Raw genomic sequence first — 17839 nt, forward strand, 5'->3', positions numbered from 1 at the left:
CATAAGTGCCAGTGATGGTCTCGGCCGTGAAGCTGGCCTCGCCGCTGTCAACATCGGTGACCCCCAGGCTGCCCGAAGTGGTCAGGGTGTTGCCGGCGTCCTCAGTAACGCCGCCTGTGTCAGTGCCCGTGATCACCGCCGCATCGTTGGTGCCAGTAATCGTGATCATCACCTGCTGATCAACAGAGCCGCCCTCGCCATCATCGACGGTCACGGTATAGGTCTGGGTCAGGGTCTCGCCGATGCCCAGATAATCAATGTCGGCATCGTCGACGCTGAAGTTCCAGTTGATCCGCCCGCTGCCATCGCCATAACTGTCGTCCGCCACAGTGGCGCTGAGACTACCGAGGTAACCATTGGCACCGGCACTGACGCTGACACTCTGCTGGTCACTCAAGTCAACATCGGCAATTGTGAAAGAGCCAGTGTCGGTCAGGGTGCTGCTGTTCTCACCAGCGCCCCCATCCACGATCTCGGTCACCGCTCCGGCAACATCGGTGGCACTGCTGATGGTGGGGGCGTCATTGAGGCCCTCAATTGTCATTGAAGCAGTCTGGTTAACTACACCCCCATGACCATCTTCAACTTGATAGCTGTACTCAAGCGTTTCCGTCTCTCCTGCCGCCAAATGATTATAGGCGGCTGAATCCAGAGATAGGCTGTTGCGATCTTCAGAGATGTTGATGCCAACCGGATTACCGGCAGTGAGCCGGAGGTTGTTAACACTTAAGGTATCAGTCTGATCAGCATCATTGATACCTGTAAGCAAATCAATACTCTGTAGTGGCGAACTCTGATCAGTCCTCAATAAAATTGCATCTTGAACAATCGGGTCATCATTACTTCCTGCCAGAGTAATGCTGGCGGTTTGGATCGTAAAATCTCCTTGTATATCTGTTACACGATATTCGTAGGTAATGGTTTCCGTCTCTCCGACAGCAAGGTACTTATAAGCTTCCGGATCAATAGCCAACTCTGAGCCATCTTCAGCCACACTGATACCTGTCTCATTACCAGAAACCAGACGAAGGTTGTTAACAGAAAGCACTTCGTTCAGATCCTTATCACTGGCCGTTTGTAATAGGTTCAAACTAATGGCAGAGTCATTCTGGTTGACATCAAGAACAATTGGGGCCTCCACTTCAGGTGCATCGTTAACGCCTTCTACCATGATATCAATGGATGCCTGACTCCTGTTCCCCTGAGAATTAATAACCTCAAAAGTAAAAGTAACCGTCTGGTTTTCGCCTTTGGCCAGATAGTCAAAGTCTGCTCCTGGCATAAATTCAAAAGAGCCGTCACTGTCAATATTTATTGAACCGGCTTCCGGTGCAGAAACCAATGAGTAGGTGAGTGTGCCGCCACTGGAATCTTTCGCAGTCAGCTGTCCCTGAAGGACCGGCGCATCTTCACTACCGACCATGGAAGATACCTGAGCTACGGGCTGATAGGAAATTACAACAGGTTCTGCCAACCCTGCCTCATTCTCGGACTCCTGTTGTTGAACAATGGTGTTGTTACCAGACCTGTCATTGGCACTAAGAATCTCAGATGACTCGGCCGATGGTTCCTGATCTATCTGGTCATCATTTTCAAGCGTGATAACAGGTATGTCCGAAGGTGCACGCCTGGATTCTGTTTGATCAGAGTCTCGCTCGCCTGAGGCCTCTTCTCCCGGAGCAGGGGTCTCTGATACCGCAGCTGAGTCAGCCCCTTCGGCAACAGTCTCTCGAGCCTCTTCATCAGCCTGCTCTTCTTCAGACAGTTCTTCATCGTTTTCAACACCCTGACCAGACACCACGCTGTCGGTGAGTGTAAGTGACTGCTGCCCACTCAGCTCCAGAACCTGATTGTTTGCAGTTGTAATGACTACAGGTTCACCATTTTCCGATACCACCCGATCATTAAGAAAAACCTTGTCTCCTGGTTCGAGAATTATCTGGGTTCCATCCGGCTTTATGGCAATAACCCTACCTGATGCTGCTGTGATCTCACCAATGGCAGGTGCAGAATTTCCTGAGCTGGAATTCATATCTTTTACTCTCTCTGAATCCTGAGGGAGCAGCGGAAAATCGATTTAAGTGCTGTATGATCAATTCATACAAAGAATAAGGCGAGTTCCCTTCGCTCCTAATCCACGAATAACCAGTTTAAAAGCTTACTAGTTTCAGGATAGACAGATTGAAGCGGCTTTGTTGAAATACTAAGCCATCTAGCTTTTTAATATTTTTCAAAAGGCTCTGTAGCAATGGTTGCACCTTCTGTAACCATGCTTTTTTTCCGGCAACTTAGAGCTTCATCTGCTGCTGTTTCCAGCCTATGAGATCGCCGATGAGAATGAAGTTCATCTGAATAGTTGATAGGACCTCTTTCCGGAATCGCTATTTCGAAGCTAGTGCGGAAACATCATAGAGTATTGGGTTTCTGGCCCTTGATGGATGGCGATTATATAAGAGTATGACAGTACAAGATAAACGGTAAATTAACCCCACATTCCAAAGAAAGCCATATCCTTTAATACTTCAGGTTTCAAAACGGAGAAATCTATGAAACCTGAAGCGCGCAAACAAAATCATTTACTCTGGCAAGAACGGATGAACGACTGGCAGCAATCCGGACTTTCGGCCTCTGTATGGTGTAAAAAACATGATATCAAGCAGCACCTGTTCTTTTACTGGAAGCGCAAGCTACTTGCTCAGCCTGACGATAAGCTGATACCTCTGGCCGTTGTTCAGCCAGAACCTTCTCCGCCTTCTCAGGTGATCCTCTATATGGATTCCATACGAATCGAAGCAGCCCCTGAACAAGCAGCAGCTCTGATCAAAGCATTGCAGGCGGTATCGTGATTCATCCCGCAGGTGAGGTTGCTGTCTATCTCTATACCGAATACGTCGAGTAGGCTCGACTGCCAGCACCGTGACTTGTATGGAGGTTCGAGGTTGACGAACTTCCCAAGCTGGTAACCAACAGCCTGCCCCCGAACGCAGCATGCACCTTTCAATGCACTACGCTCTCCAGTATTAATATCTCGCAGATTTACCACATTGCCAACGCCTGATCGGCTAGTTCCGACAGCTTCATGCCGTCGTACTTTCCGTCATGAACTTTCATGTGGCAGTCACGACAGACCGGTATTTGCTTCCGGTTGATTTGCGCCATTACCTTGCTAAAGCCTTTGGCTTCCTGACCCATCTTGCGGATATGCCGGACATGATGCATCTCAATAATTTCTCAGGATCAAGACCTTTGCCGCTGACATTAAATGCTTTCTGGTTCACCTTCAGGGACAGGTTATTGCCGTATCCATTAAAATCAACCTGTCGCATACCATCTTTAGTTGTCTTCAAGGCTGTAATCTTACCGTTGCCTTTCTTCAAAACTTGCCGGGTTGAACAGCGCCTCCTGCTCGCTAATGTATGCATCAATGATCTTTGAAGCGTGTATACAATCCAGCTCATTTTTGACCTGTTGGCAGCGAAAGAGTAGTAGTTCAGAACTCCTCCCAAGATCGAGTTGTAGTACATGACTATTTCCCATTCCTGTCTCGGGATTAAATCTCTACGCGCTTTTCCCTTAAAAGACCCTTTCTTAGCAAATCCATCCTCAACCAGTTTGCCCATCAGCTCCATGATCGGAGCTTCGAGCCTTATGGTGCCCGCACCAGTACGTGCAAGTGTTGCCCGTTTCGCATGGCCACTTTTATGTTTGGAAGTGTGCCCCTTGGGATCGGATTTAAAATCGCTCATCCTCTATTCGCTTTCGCAAGATACCAATCAGCACGTGGTGATCTACATTATCAAAAAATCCCTTAATATCACCCTCAACAATCCATTTGACACCTTTCCATTGGTTATAGACCTGCTTTAACGCTGTATGGCATCCTTTCACTGGACGATATCCGTGACTCCTGCGACTGAAAGTCGGTTCATAAATAGCCTCAAAAATCATTCTCATGGCTTCCTGTATGACCTTTTCCGGTGGTGGAGCAATGCCCAGCTGACGGAATTTTCCGCTTTTCTTTGGAATCTCCTGAACTCTCACGGGAGAAAACTGAAAATTTTCAGTCTCAAGCTCCTGAATCACTGTCCTGATCATTTGGAGTGAGTACCCGTCAAGAGTCCTGTAATCAGAGCCCTTTGTCATGTTACTGGCTTTGCTTTTGATGTTTTCATAAGCGGTAATCAGTACCGTTTCATCACATAGCAACCGGTAGAGTTTTCGGTTAACGCGGTTTTTATCTTTCCGGTTTTACTCTGCAAGCATCCGAATTTGAGCCAATCCGCCAGCTGTCGTTTTGGCGACCTCCATTGTGATTACCTCTCTTCCAGATGATTAATACCTGCGACCCTTTGCCATGTCCTGACTGTTATGTCAGGCATTTGACTAATACGATCGCTCCGTCACCATAGGGATGACTCCCCTTAGGCGATCCCGCAGTTACGCGTTCATAGTTCCTGATGCTTTAGGCTGCCTTTCCGCAACTTTTACCTGTACTGCTTTGCAGTTTGGCCAGCGGCTCCGAACTTCGGCCCTTGATTCAACTACGCATATCTCAGTTGAGAGTCGGAGCCCACCCCGTTGCCAGAAGTCTTTCGAGGGGGGCGACTTAGTTACCCACTGTTGCTGCTGGGCTTCAACCAGTATGGGCTTAGCCATAGCGTCTTAGCTGACGCCAGTCTTGGGCTTTGACTTCTAGCCCTCAGAACGCCTTTTCCGACCATGCTACACTCAGCTCTGGGATTTCCCCTTTACTTAAGGTCGGTGCTTTATACACGTCCGAAGCAGTGCAACTCCTCCTTTAAGAATCTATTAAACGCGCCACAACGGCGCACTATGCGTAAATCCATTGATGGGTTAGCAGCTTTAGTCGAACAGCAAGCCGGACAATCCCCCTTTAGCCAGACCCTCTACGTTTTCTGCCATCGCAAGCGAGACAAGATCAAGCTGTTATGCTGGGAGCGCAATGGTTTTGTACTCTGGTATAAACGACTGGAGAAATTCCGCTTTAAATGGCCGGGCAATGAAGCGCCTGAAGCGATTAATGGAGACCTGCTCAACCAGCTTCTGGATGGTTATGACATTCGACCCAAAGCACCTCATCCGACGCTGGAGTATACGACGTTACTCTGACAAACTGGCAATGACTGAACCGCAGTCTATTCTGAATCGGCATGGAAGTCTGCCCAGTCCACTTACCCGATGATAACCCCGAGCTGATTGCTTGGGTTCACTCTATTCTGGCAAAAAACGCATTGTTGGAAGAACGCCTTCGCATTCTTCTGCATAAACAGTTTGGTGCATCCAGCGAAAAGACCTCACCGGATCAGCAGGAACTGTTCAACGAAGCCGAGCAAGACCAACCGGAACAACCTGAGCTGGAACCCGAAGAAAACGTCACGGTTGCAGAACACACTCGCCAGAAGAAAGGCAGAGAACCACTGCCCGAAAATTTGCCCAGAGTCCGGGAAGAGCACGACATCCGTGACGATGAAAAAAACTGCAGCTGCTGCGGTAGTGAACTTCATCGCATAGGCGAAGAGGTCACCGAGCAGCTGGATATCGTCCCGGCTAAAATCCGGGTTATCCAGAATGTGCGGTTCAAATACGGCTGTCGGTCCTGTGAAAACGGTGTAAAAACAGCCAAACTGCCTGCCCAGCCGATACCAGCCAGTATCGCTACACCGGGGTTGTTAGCATTTATTGCCACCAGTAAATACGTCGACGGACAGCCTCTATATCGTCAGGAGAAATTTATCCTGGCTCGTCTGGGTGTTGATATTGCCCGTGCTACTACCTCACTGTGGATGATGCGCTGTGGCGATCTGGTGCAACCGTTAATCAACCTGATGCGGGACAAGCTGCTGGAAGCACCCCTGATCCATTGCGATGAAACCGTCACCCAGGTACTCAAAGAGGAGGGGAAGACGGCCCAAAGTCGGTCGTACATCTAGGTTCAGGTGGCTGAACCGGTGAAAAATCAAAAGATCATTCTGTTTGATTACGCTCCTGGCCGCAGCGGCTCAGTCCCGGTAAGACTGCTGGATGGCTTTCAGGGCTACCTGCAAACCGATGGTTATGAAGAAGGAGGGAGTCATCAATCAGGGCTGCCGGGCTCACGCACGTCGCACGTTCGATGAAGCCATCAAGGGGCAGAAAGATAAAAACAAAACCGGCAAAAGCCATATGGGGCCGTCTTATATCCGCAGCTCTACCAAATAGAACACGAGATAAAAGTCAGCCCTCCCTAAGAACGAATAAGATTACGGCAGGAGGCAAAGCTTGCCGGTTCTGCAGAAGCTGCGATAATGGCCGGATAAATCGTTGCCCCGGGTGCGTCCAAAAACCTTGTTGGGTAAGCCTCTTCATTACCTGAAGAACCAATGGGAAAAACTCATCCGTTATTGTGATGAGGGCTACCTGCGTATGGATAATAATCTGGCTGAAAATGCGATCCGCCCGATCGTGGTGGGTCGCAAGGCGTGGTTGTTCAGTAACAGTAATGACGGAGCCAAAGCCAGTGCCAGTCTTTACAGCTTGGTGGAAACAGCAAAAGCCTGTGGATTAGAGCCCTGCCATTATCTGAAGACAGTCTTCACTTATTTGCCGAGGGCAGAATCCGTTGAAGATATCGGGCTGTTGTTGCCCTGGAATCAAAAGCCAGCCTGAATCAAGGTGGGTCATAAATACCGCTTACATTACAAGACCCAGTTGTTTCGATATCAAGATGACGACCAAGTATGTCGAGTTGAGCAAAGATCATCTGGCAGATGCCGTAAGATTGAATCCGTCAAAGAATAGGCATTTTTTGGACACTTTAAGAAAAAAGTATTTTCGGATAATTAACCATTGAAAATTCAATAAATTATGAGAGAAAATGGCGGTGAGGGAGGGATTCGAACCCTCGATACGGCTACAAACCGTATACTCCCTTAGCAGGGGAGCGCCTTCAGCCTCTCGGCCACCTCACCATCATATTCCTTATTACAATAGGATTAGATTTGCTTTCAAAATGGCGCGTCCGGGAGGATTCGAACCTCCGACCGCCTGGTTCGTAGCCAGGTACTCTATCCAGCTGAGCTACGGACGCTCATATTTGAAAACTTTGAAATAATGGCGCGCTCGGGAGGATTCGAACCTCCGACCGCCTGGTTCGTAGCCAGGTACTCTATCCAGCTGAGCTACGAGCGCGTTACTTTAAACTTAATTCTGGCGGTGAGGGAGGGATTCGAACCCTCGATACGGCTACAAACCGTATACTCCCTTAGCAGGGGAGCGCCTTCAGCCTCTCGGCCACCTCACCATTATAACTTATACTAACGACACTTGACGCTTTAATAAATGGCGCGCTCGGGAGGATTCGAACCTCCGACCGCCTGGTTCGTAGCCAGGTACTCTATCCAGCTGAGCTACGAGCGCACTGCACCAACGGGAGCGAACTATAGAGATTTAACCCCCTGGAGTCAACGGCATTATGGCAATATTCAAAACTGAACAACAAGGGATAAAACAAAAAAGCCCCGCATCGGCGGAGCCAAAAGTTCAAGTTTGTAACAGACTCTGGTCGTTAAACGCTAATCTGCTACTAATCAGAATTCATAACGGACAGTGGCATTCAAGCTATCTGCCTTGTAGTCACCCATCCAGTTATTGTCATAGTGCAAACTCAGACTCAGGTTGCTCTCCATCTTATAATTAACACCCAAACCGGCTTCGAAGCGATTTTGCTCAGGATCACTGCCTGTGAATGTTAAGGTTTTACCACCTTGAATGAAGGTCACCGTTGTTTCAGGCTTATCAGCCTTAAAGTCGTGATATCCCATCAACACAAACTCAGGCTGAAGCACGCCTCGACCCAATTCGAAATCACCCATAAGCTTCAGACCTGCACCCAGCTCCGTGACTTCGAATTTTTTCATCTTACGTTTCTGAGCCCAATCACCTGTTAGTTTTTCAGTGAGATCATCAAAGTTAACACTGGTGTAGTCGAAGGCGATCTGAGGCTTAAGAGTCCAGCGATTGATCTGATAGTTATAGCCAGCTACGAAACGTGCACCCCAGATAGTGCTATCCACTTTACCTTTGTAAGAAACCTTGTCCAGCTGTACTTTACGTTTGTACTCATTGATTCCCTTACCGTAACTGAACATCGAATCCAGGAAGTAATTACCCTGATTCAATCCTGTATAAAGGGTACCCATATAAGTATCAGTGGTTGCATTACGATGTATGTCGTTTGTCTCAACCTTTGTATCACCCAAAGTGAAGGCAAAACCTACCGTCATCTGTTCATTAAGAGTGCTATCAACACCAAGAGTGACACCGTTAACCTTGACTTCATAACCTTTCAAATCGTCTTTATTATCAAGCTTTCCGTCACTGAAGATGTACTCAGCCCAGAATCCCTGAGACTCATGCATTTCGCCGGTATTCACTCCAGTACGGTTACTGCTGAGACGACGACCAATGGACTCATTAATTTTATTTTGCAAAGCTACCGAAGCACGACCCACTTCGTTATTCAGATCTGGTAACTGCTGGTCAGCAAATAACTTGATGGTTTGCTGCTTTTCCGCCATTGTTACTTGGTTGAACATAGCCTGAGCCGAAGACAGATCGTCAGTAGATAATGCCGATTCGTAGGTAGCTATATACATTTTCGCCTGATTTTCAGACAGGCTATGTTGAGAGCGCAACTTCTGAACGGGATTGCGATCGTACTTCACGTTAATAGAGTACATAGACTTGTTAGTCTTATCACTCTTCGCAAACTCACTGCTGGAAGCATCTAAAAATACAGTACCTGCGTCTGGAGCGACAAAGTCACCTTCAACTGTATCTGCTTCAATAACTGCAATCGAAGTAGCTAAAGCATTACCAGACTTAGCTTCCTCGTACAGATTTTTGGCATTTTCAAAACCTTTTGTAACATCCATACCAGTCAAATCAATTTTGACCTGATTCTCCCCCTTCAACTTCAGGGCACCATCAACACTGGCGTAGGGGACAGACGACACTGATTGATCATATGGATCCACAACCAATAACAGGTTAGCGCCTTTCTCAAACGTTTTGCCCTCCATTGCTAATAGTGAAGGTGCTGACATGGAAACAGGATTACCCTTCGTATCCTGCTTGCTTTGCTTAAACGTCTTAAAGAGTTTCAGTGAACCTTTGGAGTCAACAACCAAAGGAGCAACAACTTTTACCTGCTTAAGGTCAGTAGATTGATAGATAGCCTTTTGAGACTTTATAGTCGCTTCTGCGTTCAGAGTTGTCAGAACTGTAGTATCAGGCTTAACTTCAACCTGACCGGTTACGCGAACTTCCTTTACATGACCGTTTTCTTCTTCACCAAGAACGCCACCGATTTCACCGCCTTTCAAAGTACCTCTTTTCAGAGTAACCGTTGAACCATTGAAGCGCTTTGGATCTTTTTCATCACCGTGTTCAGCAGCAAATCCCTTCAGGTCACCTTCAAAAGTACCACCGTCCAGTACAAAGTTTCTGAAACCGTGGATATCCTTGGACACTTCCTGCTCGAGAGCCAGAGTTACATCTGTATCTTTACCGAGGAACACAGGTTGCGCATTATTAGAGATTGATCGAACAGTCGCTTTGCCTTTCAGGTCAAATGAAGCCAATGGCTTTTCCAGGGTACTGACTTCATCAGCATAAAGCTGAGCGTCTTCGACCAGAACTTTCTCTATGTCTGTCAGGCTGACATAAGAGACAGAACCTTTTCTAACCTCAAACACATCAGGCAGATCTTCAGCTTCAACATCCACAATATGCTTATCAAAGCCATCGTTGGAGCCTTCCATTGACTTTTGGGCATTGAGTCCCTTGACTGGTACAGCTTTGATTTCAATAAGCGTAATTGAGTTTGGCTCTTTGTTATCCTGAACTTTGTCATTACCCTCGAACACATCGGAAGCATTGCTTTCCAGAGCAATCTTGTGTTCTTCCTGGATGCGTAGAAGACTATTACTCAAAACAATATTCTGACCGGCTACAATTCCTTTCCCGCCTTTGACTGAATCGTCTAAGCCTGCATCAACAATAATATCACTGTCTGTGAAGGTGACATTACTGGATGCTGGAGTAACACCATCTTCCGCAACACCTAACTGCCGAACGGTTAACCTAGAACCTTTGACATGAACATCTTCATAGCCTTTTAAGTTAACAGTACCTTTTTTGGCACCTTCGATAACCGCTACTGTGGATTTTCGCGCAACAGGCTGATAAACCTTTTTACCATTCTCACTCTTGGTTGCTTCCATAACTTCCAATTTCTCGGGAAGAACACCAATCAAGTCTACAAAAGTATTAACAGGCTTGATTTTGATTCCATCACTCTCGATATCAACACCCGTTACTTCATCAACATCTTTCAGATAGATGACTGTAGATCGTATAGCTCCATCTTTCGCGACACGTACAGACGTACCTTCTTTAGCAACAAACGCATCGAGTGCTCGTTCCTTTGTACCAAAACCTTGATGCACGACACTGGATTTCTCAGAAAGAACAACGGTACCGTATGCCCTCTTATCAAGAGCGTCTCCAGTCGCAGCTGATGCTATCACAGGCAATGTCTCACCTTCTTTAAAGCCACTACCTAAACCACCCAGTTCAAATACTCTGGTTTTAAAGCCAAGCTCAGCCATTTTACCATTGCCATCCACCATTAATTCAAAGACTTCTTCAACCTTAGCGAGCTTCTCAAGAACTATTTTTCTAACGCCTTCGTCAGATAAGTCCAAGCCTTTTAGTACGATTGCATCGGGAGCCACCTTAATCTTTTTAGCTACATTGGTAGCCTCATCTATCGCTTCCTTTTCAATAAGAATGGCATCCTTAATTTTCGCATCTTCAAGTTCTAGCAAGCTTTTTACGTATAAGTCCCTTGCTTGATTAAGGCTTTGTCCAGCGCTTTTAAGGAGCCCCTTATTGAGACCATAATCTTCACCACTGAAGCTGGATTTTGTTTCTGCAGCATCCAATGATTCAAGATCTCTTTGGAATTTTCCCAAAGCAGACTTTTCACGATTTACTAAAGGTTTTTCTTCTGTTGGCTTGCCATCATCAGTGGCAGTGGATGCACTTTTTTCATTCAACAAGAAGAATTCAGGTGCTTCAGCTCGAAGATGCTTCCAAAAGCTGATGTTGAGAAAGAAACGCTCATCATCCGTGTGTTTTTCGTCATACTTAACCTTATAAGTCTGATAGCGAGCAATTGCCATATCAGCCTGTTTTTTCAGCGGATTATCAGCAGCCATTCCCTCCCGAACTTTTACCATTTCGGAAAGATCCAGTTTCTCTGCTGTTTTAAAAAACTCTTTATTATCCACAAAGAATTGAGCCTGCGAATAATCAATGCGACCACCAATTGCCGTGACTACGGCTACGGAAAGCAGTGTCTTTTTAAACACCTGAACTTGTCTCATTACTCCAACTCCAACCTCTAGCCTGGATGTTTTTCTCGTTGAATTTTCTCATTTATGAGCTTTTTCAAATTAATGGACATATCAGGCACAGATGCCTGAAGGGAGGCTATCCTACAGATGGAAATAAGTAATATTAAATACTTTTTCAGAATTAAAAGTGATATTAATTTTTCTATAGATTCTATAAGAATAAGATTTTGATCTTTTAGAGATCACTGAGCAACTCTCAGAGCTGTTAATTTAAACAACTTAAAACATTATTATTTCTTTTAATAATCACACCAGATTCAATTAAAAAAACTGGCACACAAAGCCTCAATCAAAAGAGATTGAACATCCGGAAAATAAAAAGGTACAATAGCTCCAAAAAACTGATTGCTTATGAAATACATTCTTCTAGTGCTATCTTTCATTCTCATTTCCTCTGGCTGTCATTCGCCTGCTTCTTTTAATAGCACTTCCACACAGACTCTGGCTTCCTCGAAAAAGCTGAGAGCTGTTGAAATATACACCGCAACTCATACTCTTAAGGCTTGGATGCCCATACAACCGGGAGCAGAAAAATTAAGGGTATACATAGAAGGCGATGGCAAAGCCTGGCTAAAGAGGGGCGTTCCCTCTTCCGACCCAACACCGGTTAGCAGGCTGGTTCACAGTCTCATGCTGGAAGATTCATACTCCGATATCGCTTACCTGGGCAGACCTTGTCAATACATCATGACTACGTTCTGCGATAAATCAGTCTGGACTTTTGGCCGCTATGACTCATCCTCCCTGGCAAGTACTAACGAGGCTTTAGATTATTTAAAGAAAAAGGGTGGTTATAGAAAACTCGAGCTGATCGGTTACTCAGGTGGGGCTACCCTGGCCCTTTTATCGGCAGCCCAGAGGGATGACGTAATCTCAATCCGGACGGTGGCCGGTAACCTCGACCCTTTTTTCACTAACCAGTTTCACAAAGTCAGCCCTATGCCTTCCGCACTAAACCCGTTAGATTTTCAAAATAAACTCAGAGTCATCCCACAAATACATTTTTATGGCAGTAAAGACCCGATAATCCCCTTCCAGATTTCAAAGCATTATCTAAAATCGCTGGCGAGCAGTGAATGCATTTCAATCGTCAGAGTTGAAGGAGCGACACACAGTCAAGGTTGGAATCGTGAATGGAGCACATTGATAGCCATCAACGCAACTTGTGATCGAAATAAGAAAGGAAGCAGCAAATAACTGGCGGTGAGGGAGGGATTCGAACCCTCGATACGGCTACAAACCGTATACTCCCTTAGCAGGGGAGCGCCTTCAGCCTCTCGGCCACCTCACCGCAAGTGCATTCAATACTACTGTTCACGTCTTGGAATGCAAGCTTTTTCTTTTTACATACGACCAAGGTTTTATATATAGACCAGAAAGTTTTTTATCTCGTCAGCAAACACATTAGCATTTTTCAATCGAAGCATTTCCCACAGATAAAAAAATACCCGAACGGTTAGCCGGGTATTTTTTCACTGAATTCGGTGTTATAACCAGACACTCAGTACGGCTCAGAGACGGATGGAACACCCCCGTGCTCTTTTTCTTTCTGAATTCTCTGGTAGATCTCTTCACGATGAACGGCAACTTCTTTTGGCGCATTGACTCCAATACGCACCTGGTTACCTTTTACACCCAGTACAGTGACAGTGACCTCATCCCCGACCATCAAGGTCTCTCCAACGCGGCGAGTCAGAATCAGCATTACAATCTCCTTATTTACATCTCTGTAAGTCAACGACCGTCAATCCTGAGCACGGCGATGCTTTTGTTGATTGACCTTAGCCCCAAATCCGGGAGTGCTTAAGTTCTCAGCAAAGCAGATACTGCCAGATCACCGTTTCATGCTTGAGAAACTCTCAGTCAACAGAGTCTAGCCACCGAACCCAACATTTCCATGCGTATTTTTACTAGCAGAGAAATGTAGTCATCAAAAAAATCACGTTTTGTAAGTTTTTAACAGGCACAGAACATTCTAGTTGAAGAATCCATGCCTGACGGGAATGACGGTGTATTTGTTCGATATTCCTGCCGATTGTTGATCAAACAAGCCACAGAACTATTTGGGTTGAGCAGATCAAAACTGAGCCACTCCCTTTTCAAGACAACCTACCCAGCCTTAGACTTCACTACTCTCAACAGGTTCCCTATCCAGTTCAAATACAGAGTGAAGAGCCCTTACAGCAAGCTCAAGATACTTCTCTGCAATAATAACGGAAACCTTGATTTCAGAAGTTGAAATGATCTGGATATTGATGCCTTCAGCTGCGAGAGCCTCAAACATCCGGGTGGCAACGCCCGCATGAGATCTCATACCCACACCGACGATAGATACTTTTGCGATCTTTTCATCACCGTCATACTCGCGTGCACCCAACTCATCACAGACTTTCGCACAGACATCAAGAGTGTTCTGATAATCATTACGGTGAACGGTAAAGGTAAAATCAGTAGTACGATCGTCAGACACATTCTGAACAATCATATCCACCTCAATATTGGCCTGACTGACAGGACCCAATATCCGGGATGCAACACCTGGAATGTCAGGCACACCTTTAATAGTGACTTTCGCTTCATCCCTGTTAAAGGCAATACCAGATACCACCGGTGATTCCATAGCTACATCCTCGTCGTCGATCGTAATAAGAGTTCCGGGGCCTTCTTGCATGGAATGCAGCACCCTCAATTTGACATTATATTTTCCAGCGAATTCAACCGCCCGAATCTGCAATACTTTTGAACCCAAACTGGCCATTTCCAGCATCTCTTCAAAAGTAATCTTGTCCAGTCGCCTTGCCCCCTCCACAACACGTGGATCGGTCGTGTAAACGCCGTCGACATCTGTATAGATCTGACACTCGTCCGCTTCAAGAGCAGCAGCCAGAGCAACGGCCGTGGTGTCAGACCCCCCTCTTCCAAGGGTTGTAATATTGCCTTCAGCATCACGCCCCTGAAAGCCAGCCACAATTACAACGCGCCCCCGATTAAGAGATGCCCGCATCTTCTCTGTATCAATATGCTGTATGCGAGCTTTAGTGTGAGCCTGATCCGTAACAATGGAAACCTGACTTCCAGTGTAAGAGTGGGCCGGACAGTTACGCTCGTTGAGAGCCATTGCCAGAAGGGCTATTGTGACCTGCTCACCGGTAGAAAGCAGGACATCCATCTCTCTGGGTGTGGGTTGTTTTTGAATATTAGATGCAAGATCAGTCAGCCGGTTGGTCTCACCACTCATCGCTGAGACAACGACAACAACATTATGTCCCTGATCTCTGAACCTCTTCACCTTGTCGGCAACTCCCTGGATGCGATCCAAGTTCCCGACAGAGGTGCCGCCAAATTTTTGTACTAACAGCGCCATGTTTATATCGTTCTACGTCAATCAGCCGACCCCGGAATGTAACACGAATAGCTTTGTTAAAAAAAGCACACCTCATTAAAAACGAGCCCGATGGCTCGTTTTTAATGAGGATTAAGTTGATCGAATTAACGAATCACATTACAGACGCTCTTGCAACCATGGGGCAATAGATTCAAGCGCTTCCTTGATTTTGGAAGCATCTGAACCACCACCCTGGGCAAAATCCGGACGACCGCCACCACGACCATCAACCTGATCGGCAACCATTTTCAACAAATCACCTGCTTTCACTTTGCCAGTAAGATCTTTGGTGACTCCCGCTACCAGAGGAAATTTAGCGTGACCAGGCACAGTCAGAAATACAATACCGGTCTGGAGCTTACCTTTCAGCTGATCCACCATGTCTCGCAAAGACTTAGGATCGACTCCCTCAAGCTCTGTAACCAGCACCTTTACACCATTGACATCAACAGCCCTGGACAGGAGATCGGCACTGCCAGCAGAAGCCAGCCTCTGTTGAAGTCTATGAAGCTCTTTCTCAAGCTCCTTATTCCTATCGAGAATTGAAGATACTTTGTCTTGCACATTATCCTGAGAACCTTTTACCAGACTTGCGACCGATTTCAGGGTATCTTCCAGCTTCTCCTGGTAATCAACCGCAGCTATGCCTGTGACAGCCTCAATGCGTCTCACACCCGCTGCAATCCCGGATTCAGAAACAATTCTGAATGAACCGATATCGCCCGTACGATTAACGTGCGTACCTCCGCAGAGCTCAACAGAAAAGCCTTCAGAGCCCATGGAAAGAACGCGAACCTCCTCACCGTACTTCTCGCCAAACAAAGCCATTGCGCCTTTAGCCTTAGCAGCTTTCATATCCAACAACTCAGTTTTAACCTCATTGTTATTACGAATTTGCTGATTAACCAGCCTCTCTATAGCCCGGAGGGCTTCAGGCCTGACCATTTCAAAATGAGAAAAATCAAAACGAAGTTTGTCTTGATCTACCAGAGAGCCCTTTTGAGTAACATGCTCACCCAGAACCTTACGCAGTGCAGCGTGAAGCAAGTGAGTAGCAGAGTGGTTCAACTCCGTAGCCCTGCGGGCTTCAGCATCGACGTAGGCAGTGACAGTATCACCAACCTTTAATTTACCCTGAGATACTTCCGAAATATGAAGATGACTGTCGCCCTGTTTTTGAGTATCCAATACCTTGACTTGGCCACCCTCAAAACTGAGCAAGCCGGTATCGCCCACCTGACCACCAGACTCTGCATAAAAAGGTGTTGACTGCAGAACGACCGTTGCTTCTTGACCTTCAGAGACAAAATCAACCGACTGCCCATCAACAAACAGAGCTGTGACTTCAGCCGCGTCCTGAAGATTTTCGTAACCCGTGAAATTGGTAGCCCCCTCAATGACCAACTGCTCACTGTAATTGACACCAAATTTGCTGGCTGCACGGGCCCTTTCACGCTGAACCTCAAGCAACTTCCTAAAACCTTCTTCATCTACCAACAGCTCACGTTCTCTGGCAATGTCATTAGTCAGATCGACAGGAAAACCGTAAGTATCGTAAAGGGTGAATACAACATCACCCGGGATAACACTGCCCTCTAGACCTTCCAGCCTTTCTTCCAGCAATTTCATTCCCTTGTCAAGCGTTTTGGTGAACTGTTCTTCTTCTTGCAGCAAGATTCTTTCTATCTGAGCACGGTTTTTAGCGAGATCCGGATAAGCATCACCCATCTCACGCACCAGGGAAACCACCAACTTATAGAAGAACGACTCAGTAGCCCCCAATTTGTGTCCGTGACGACATGCACGACGGATGATACGTCTGAGTGTGTATCCGCGACTTTCGTTAGACGGCATAATACCATCAGAAATGATAAATGAGCTTGAGCGGATATGATCGGCGATAACGCGCAGCGAAGCCTCTGTTGTCGGTACACCACCCAGAATTGCGGAAGCATCATTCAGCAGATTTTGGAAAATATCGATATCATAGTTACTGTGCCCGCCTTGCATAATGGCGGAAATCCTTTCCAGTCCCATACCCGTATCCACCGAGGGCTTTGGCAAAGGCTTCATCACTCCATCCAGCTGACGGTTGTACTGCATGAAGACGATGTTCCAGATTTCAATAAAACGATCGCCATCCTCTTCCGGAGTTCCGGGCCGACCACCCCAGATATGATCACCGTGATCATAAAAAATTTCAGTGCAAGGTCCGCAAGGACCGGTATCTCCCATCTGCCAGAAATTGTCAGAAGCGTATGGAGCTCCCTTGTTGTCGCCAATACGAATGATATTTTCAGCGGCAACACCAATTTCATTCAGCCAGATGTTATAAGCTTCACCGTCTGACTCATAAACCGTAACGCAGAGACGCTCAATGGGCAGTTGCAGTTTTTCAGTCAGAAAAGTCCAGGCAAACCGAATGGCGTCATGCTTGAAATAGTCGCCAAAACTGAAGTTACCCAGCATTTCAAAAAAGGTGTGGTGACGAGCGGTATAGCCTACATTTTCCAGGTCATTGTGCTTACCACCAGCGCGAACACACTTCTGGGATGACGTTGCTCGTCTATAAGTTCGCTGCTCCCTGCCAAGGAATGTTTCCTTGAACTGGTTCATACCTGCATTGGCAAACAGCAGGGTTGGATCGTCGTGAGGCACCAGAGAGCTACTGGGTACAACTTCATGCCCATTTTCTCTGAAGTATTCAAGAAAAGCAGAGCGAATCTCAGCACTTTTCATATAGTTCACACGAGTCATACAGGTCTTCCAAACGGGAGATTAAATAGCAATCTATAAAAAACGATCATTATATAGAAGGGAAAGAAAAACAGCCATGCAGGCTCTGTTTAAGTCAAATGTTGTTCGAATGGGTTAGAGTTAGCATTGCAGATCAGTGCGTTAGAAAGTTGGAAATCTCACGAACGACAAACACTCAATGCGCCGTAAACTGATATTGTTTAGACCTGTCTCTGAC

The 17839-nt window shown here is 46.4% G+C and carries 12 protein-coding genes, 6 tRNA genes and 2 pseudogenes; 6 read left to right on the forward strand and 14 right to left on the reverse strand.

What is annotated here, in order from left to right:
* Window positions 1–2032, reverse strand: a 2032-nt coding sequence (locus KBW69_RS12665) for a VCBS domain-containing protein (protein WP_257281104.1), incomplete at its 3' end; no start/stop codon positions are given.
* Between the two features lie 514 nt (window positions 2033–2546).
* Between KBW69_RS12665 and KBW69_RS12670 the strand changes: the two genes are divergently transcribed.
* Complete coding sequence (locus KBW69_RS12670) at window positions 2547–2846, forward strand: hypothetical protein (RefSeq protein ID WP_257255016.1); 300 nt, start codon at window positions 2547–2549, stop codon at window positions 2844–2846.
* 190 nt (window positions 2847–3036) lie between these two features.
* Here KBW69_RS12670 and KBW69_RS12675 read toward each other — a convergent pair whose 3' ends face one another.
* From KBW69_RS12675 to KBW69_RS12685, 3 genes are read right to left on the reverse strand one after another with little or no spacing between them, the layout of a single operon-like run.
* A complete protein-coding gene (locus tag KBW69_RS12675) occupies window positions 3037–3219 on the reverse strand; it encodes a hypothetical protein (protein WP_373690693.1) in 183 nt (60 codons plus the stop codon).
* A complete protein-coding gene (locus KBW69_RS12680; protein ID WP_257255014.1) occupies window positions 3159–3746 on the reverse strand; it encodes a group II intron reverse transcriptase/maturase in 588 nt (195 codons plus the stop codon). Before KBW69_RS12680 ends, KBW69_RS12675 begins: the two co-directional genes overlap by 61 nt.
* Window positions 3733–4143, reverse strand: coding sequence for a reverse transcriptase/maturase family protein (locus KBW69_RS12685; RefSeq protein WP_257281105.1), 411 nt, complete (start codon window positions 4141–4143; stop codon window positions 3733–3735). The genes KBW69_RS12680 and KBW69_RS12685 overlap by 14 nt, the downstream gene beginning before the upstream one ends.
* A 690-nt stretch (window positions 4144–4833) precedes the next feature.
* Between KBW69_RS12685 and tnpB the strand changes: the two genes are divergently transcribed.
* The 4 genes and pseudogenes from tnpB (at window position 4834) to KBW69_RS23500 (ending at window position 6666) form a co-directional block, all read left to right on the forward strand.
* Entirely contained in the window at window positions 4834–5130 is a 297-nt protein-coding gene (gene tnpB, locus KBW69_RS12690) for an IS66 family insertion sequence element accessory protein TnpB (protein WP_257281106.1), read from the forward strand.
* A gap of 41 nt (window positions 5131–5171) precedes the next feature.
* Window positions 5172–6137 (forward strand): annotated as a pseudogene (locus KBW69_RS12695) (IS66 family transposase).
* A 181-nt stretch (window positions 6138–6318) separates the two neighbouring features.
* Window positions 6319–6504, forward strand: a pseudogene (locus tag KBW69_RS23495) (transposase); the annotation flags it as partial.
* A 33-nt stretch (window positions 6505–6537) separates the two neighbouring features.
* Window positions 6538–6666 (forward strand): transposase domain-containing protein, encoded by a 129-nt coding sequence (locus KBW69_RS23500; RefSeq protein WP_373690695.1) that lies wholly within the window; start codon window positions 6538–6540, stop codon window positions 6664–6666.
* Window positions 6667–6875: 209 nt separating this feature from the next.
* On the opposite strand, the gene KBW69_RS12705 is transcribed toward KBW69_RS23500, so the two are convergent.
* The 6 genes from KBW69_RS12705 to KBW69_RS12730 all read right to left on the reverse strand — a co-directional run bounded on the left by KBW69_RS12705 (window position 6876) and on the right by KBW69_RS12730 (window position 11450).
* A tRNA-Ser gene (locus KBW69_RS12705) sits at window positions 6876–6968 on the reverse strand.
* A gap of 42 nt (window positions 6969–7010) precedes the next feature.
* A tRNA-Arg gene (locus KBW69_RS12710) sits at window positions 7011–7087 on the reverse strand.
* A gap of 24 nt (window positions 7088–7111) precedes the next feature.
* Window positions 7112–7188 (reverse strand) — tRNA-Arg (locus KBW69_RS12715).
* 19 nt (window positions 7189–7207) lie between these two features.
* A tRNA-Ser gene (locus tag KBW69_RS12720) sits at window positions 7208–7300 on the reverse strand.
* Window positions 7301–7339: 39 nt separating this feature from the next.
* Window positions 7340–7416, reverse strand: a tRNA-Arg gene (locus KBW69_RS12725).
* 170 nt (window positions 7417–7586) lie between these two features.
* Window positions 7587–11450, reverse strand: coding sequence for an autotransporter domain-containing protein (locus tag KBW69_RS12730; RefSeq protein WP_257281108.1), 3864 nt, complete (start codon window positions 11448–11450; stop codon window positions 7587–7589).
* A gap of 537 nt (window positions 11451–11987) precedes the next feature.
* Between KBW69_RS12730 and KBW69_RS12735 the strand changes: the two genes are divergently transcribed.
* Window positions 11988–12677 (forward strand): serine hydrolase family protein, encoded by a 690-nt coding sequence (locus tag KBW69_RS12735; protein WP_257281109.1) that lies wholly within the window; start codon window positions 11988–11990, stop codon window positions 12675–12677.
* Between the two features lies 1 nt (window position 12678).
* Here KBW69_RS12735 and KBW69_RS12740 read toward each other — a convergent pair.
* From KBW69_RS12740 to alaS, 4 genes are all read right to left on the reverse strand, one after another.
* Window positions 12679–12771, reverse strand: a tRNA-Ser gene (locus KBW69_RS12740).
* Between the two features lie 210 nt (window positions 12772–12981).
* Complete coding sequence (gene csrA / locus KBW69_RS12745; RefSeq protein WP_257281110.1) at window positions 12982–13185, reverse strand: carbon storage regulator CsrA; 204 nt, start codon at window positions 13183–13185, stop codon at window positions 12982–12984.
* Window positions 13186–13599: 414 nt separating this feature from the next.
* Window positions 13600–14844, reverse strand: coding sequence for an aspartate kinase (locus KBW69_RS12750; RefSeq protein ID WP_257281111.1), 1245 nt, complete (start codon window positions 14842–14844; stop codon window positions 13600–13602).
* 138 nt (window positions 14845–14982) lie between these two features.
* Window positions 14983–17604: an alanine--tRNA ligase gene (gene alaS / locus KBW69_RS12755; protein ID WP_257281155.1), complete on the reverse strand. Its 2622-nt coding sequence runs from the start codon at window positions 17602–17604 to the stop codon at window positions 14983–14985.
* Window positions 17605–17839 lie beyond the last annotated feature (235 nt).

The organism is Endozoicomonas sp. ISHI1 (assembly GCF_024606225.1).
Lineage (GTDB): Bacteria > Pseudomonadota > Gammaproteobacteria > Pseudomonadales > Endozoicomonadaceae > Endozoicomonas_A.

Coding starts and splice junctions, on each gene's coding strand:
- csrA (WP_257281110.1), bottom strand. CDS start 13,185: ATGCTGATTCTGACTCGCCGCGTTGGAGAGACCTTGATGGTCGGGGAT.
- KBW69_RS12675 (WP_373690693.1), bottom strand. CDS start 3,219: ATGCATCATGTCCGGCATATCCGCAAGATGGGTCAGGAAGCCAAAGGC.
- KBW69_RS12750 (WP_257281111.1), bottom strand. CDS start 14,844: ATGGCGCTGTTAGTACAAAAATTTGGCGGCACCTCTGTCGGGAACTTG.
- tnpB (WP_257281106.1), top strand. CDS start 4,834: ATGCGTAAATCCATTGATGGGTTAGCAGCTTTAGTCGAACAGCAAGCC.
- KBW69_RS12730 (WP_257281108.1), bottom strand. CDS start 11,450: ATGAGACAAGTTCAGGTGTTTAAAAAGACACTGCTTTCCGTAGCCGTA.
- KBW69_RS12685 (WP_257281105.1), bottom strand. CDS start 4,143: ATGACAAAGGGCTCTGATTACAGGACTCTTGACGGGTACTCACTCCAA.
- alaS (WP_257281155.1), bottom strand. CDS start 17,604: ATGAAAAGTGCTGAGATTCGCTCTGCTTTTCTTGAATACTTCAGAGAA.
- KBW69_RS12735 (WP_257281109.1), top strand. CDS start 11,988: ATGCCCATACAACCGGGAGCAGAAAAATTAAGGGTATACATAGAAGGC.
- KBW69_RS12670 (WP_257255016.1), top strand. CDS start 2,547: ATGAAACCTGAAGCGCGCAAACAAAATCATTTACTCTGGCAAGAACGG.
- KBW69_RS12680 (WP_257255014.1), bottom strand. CDS start 3,746: ATGAGCGATTTTAAATCCGATCCCAAGGGGCACACTTCCAAACATAAA.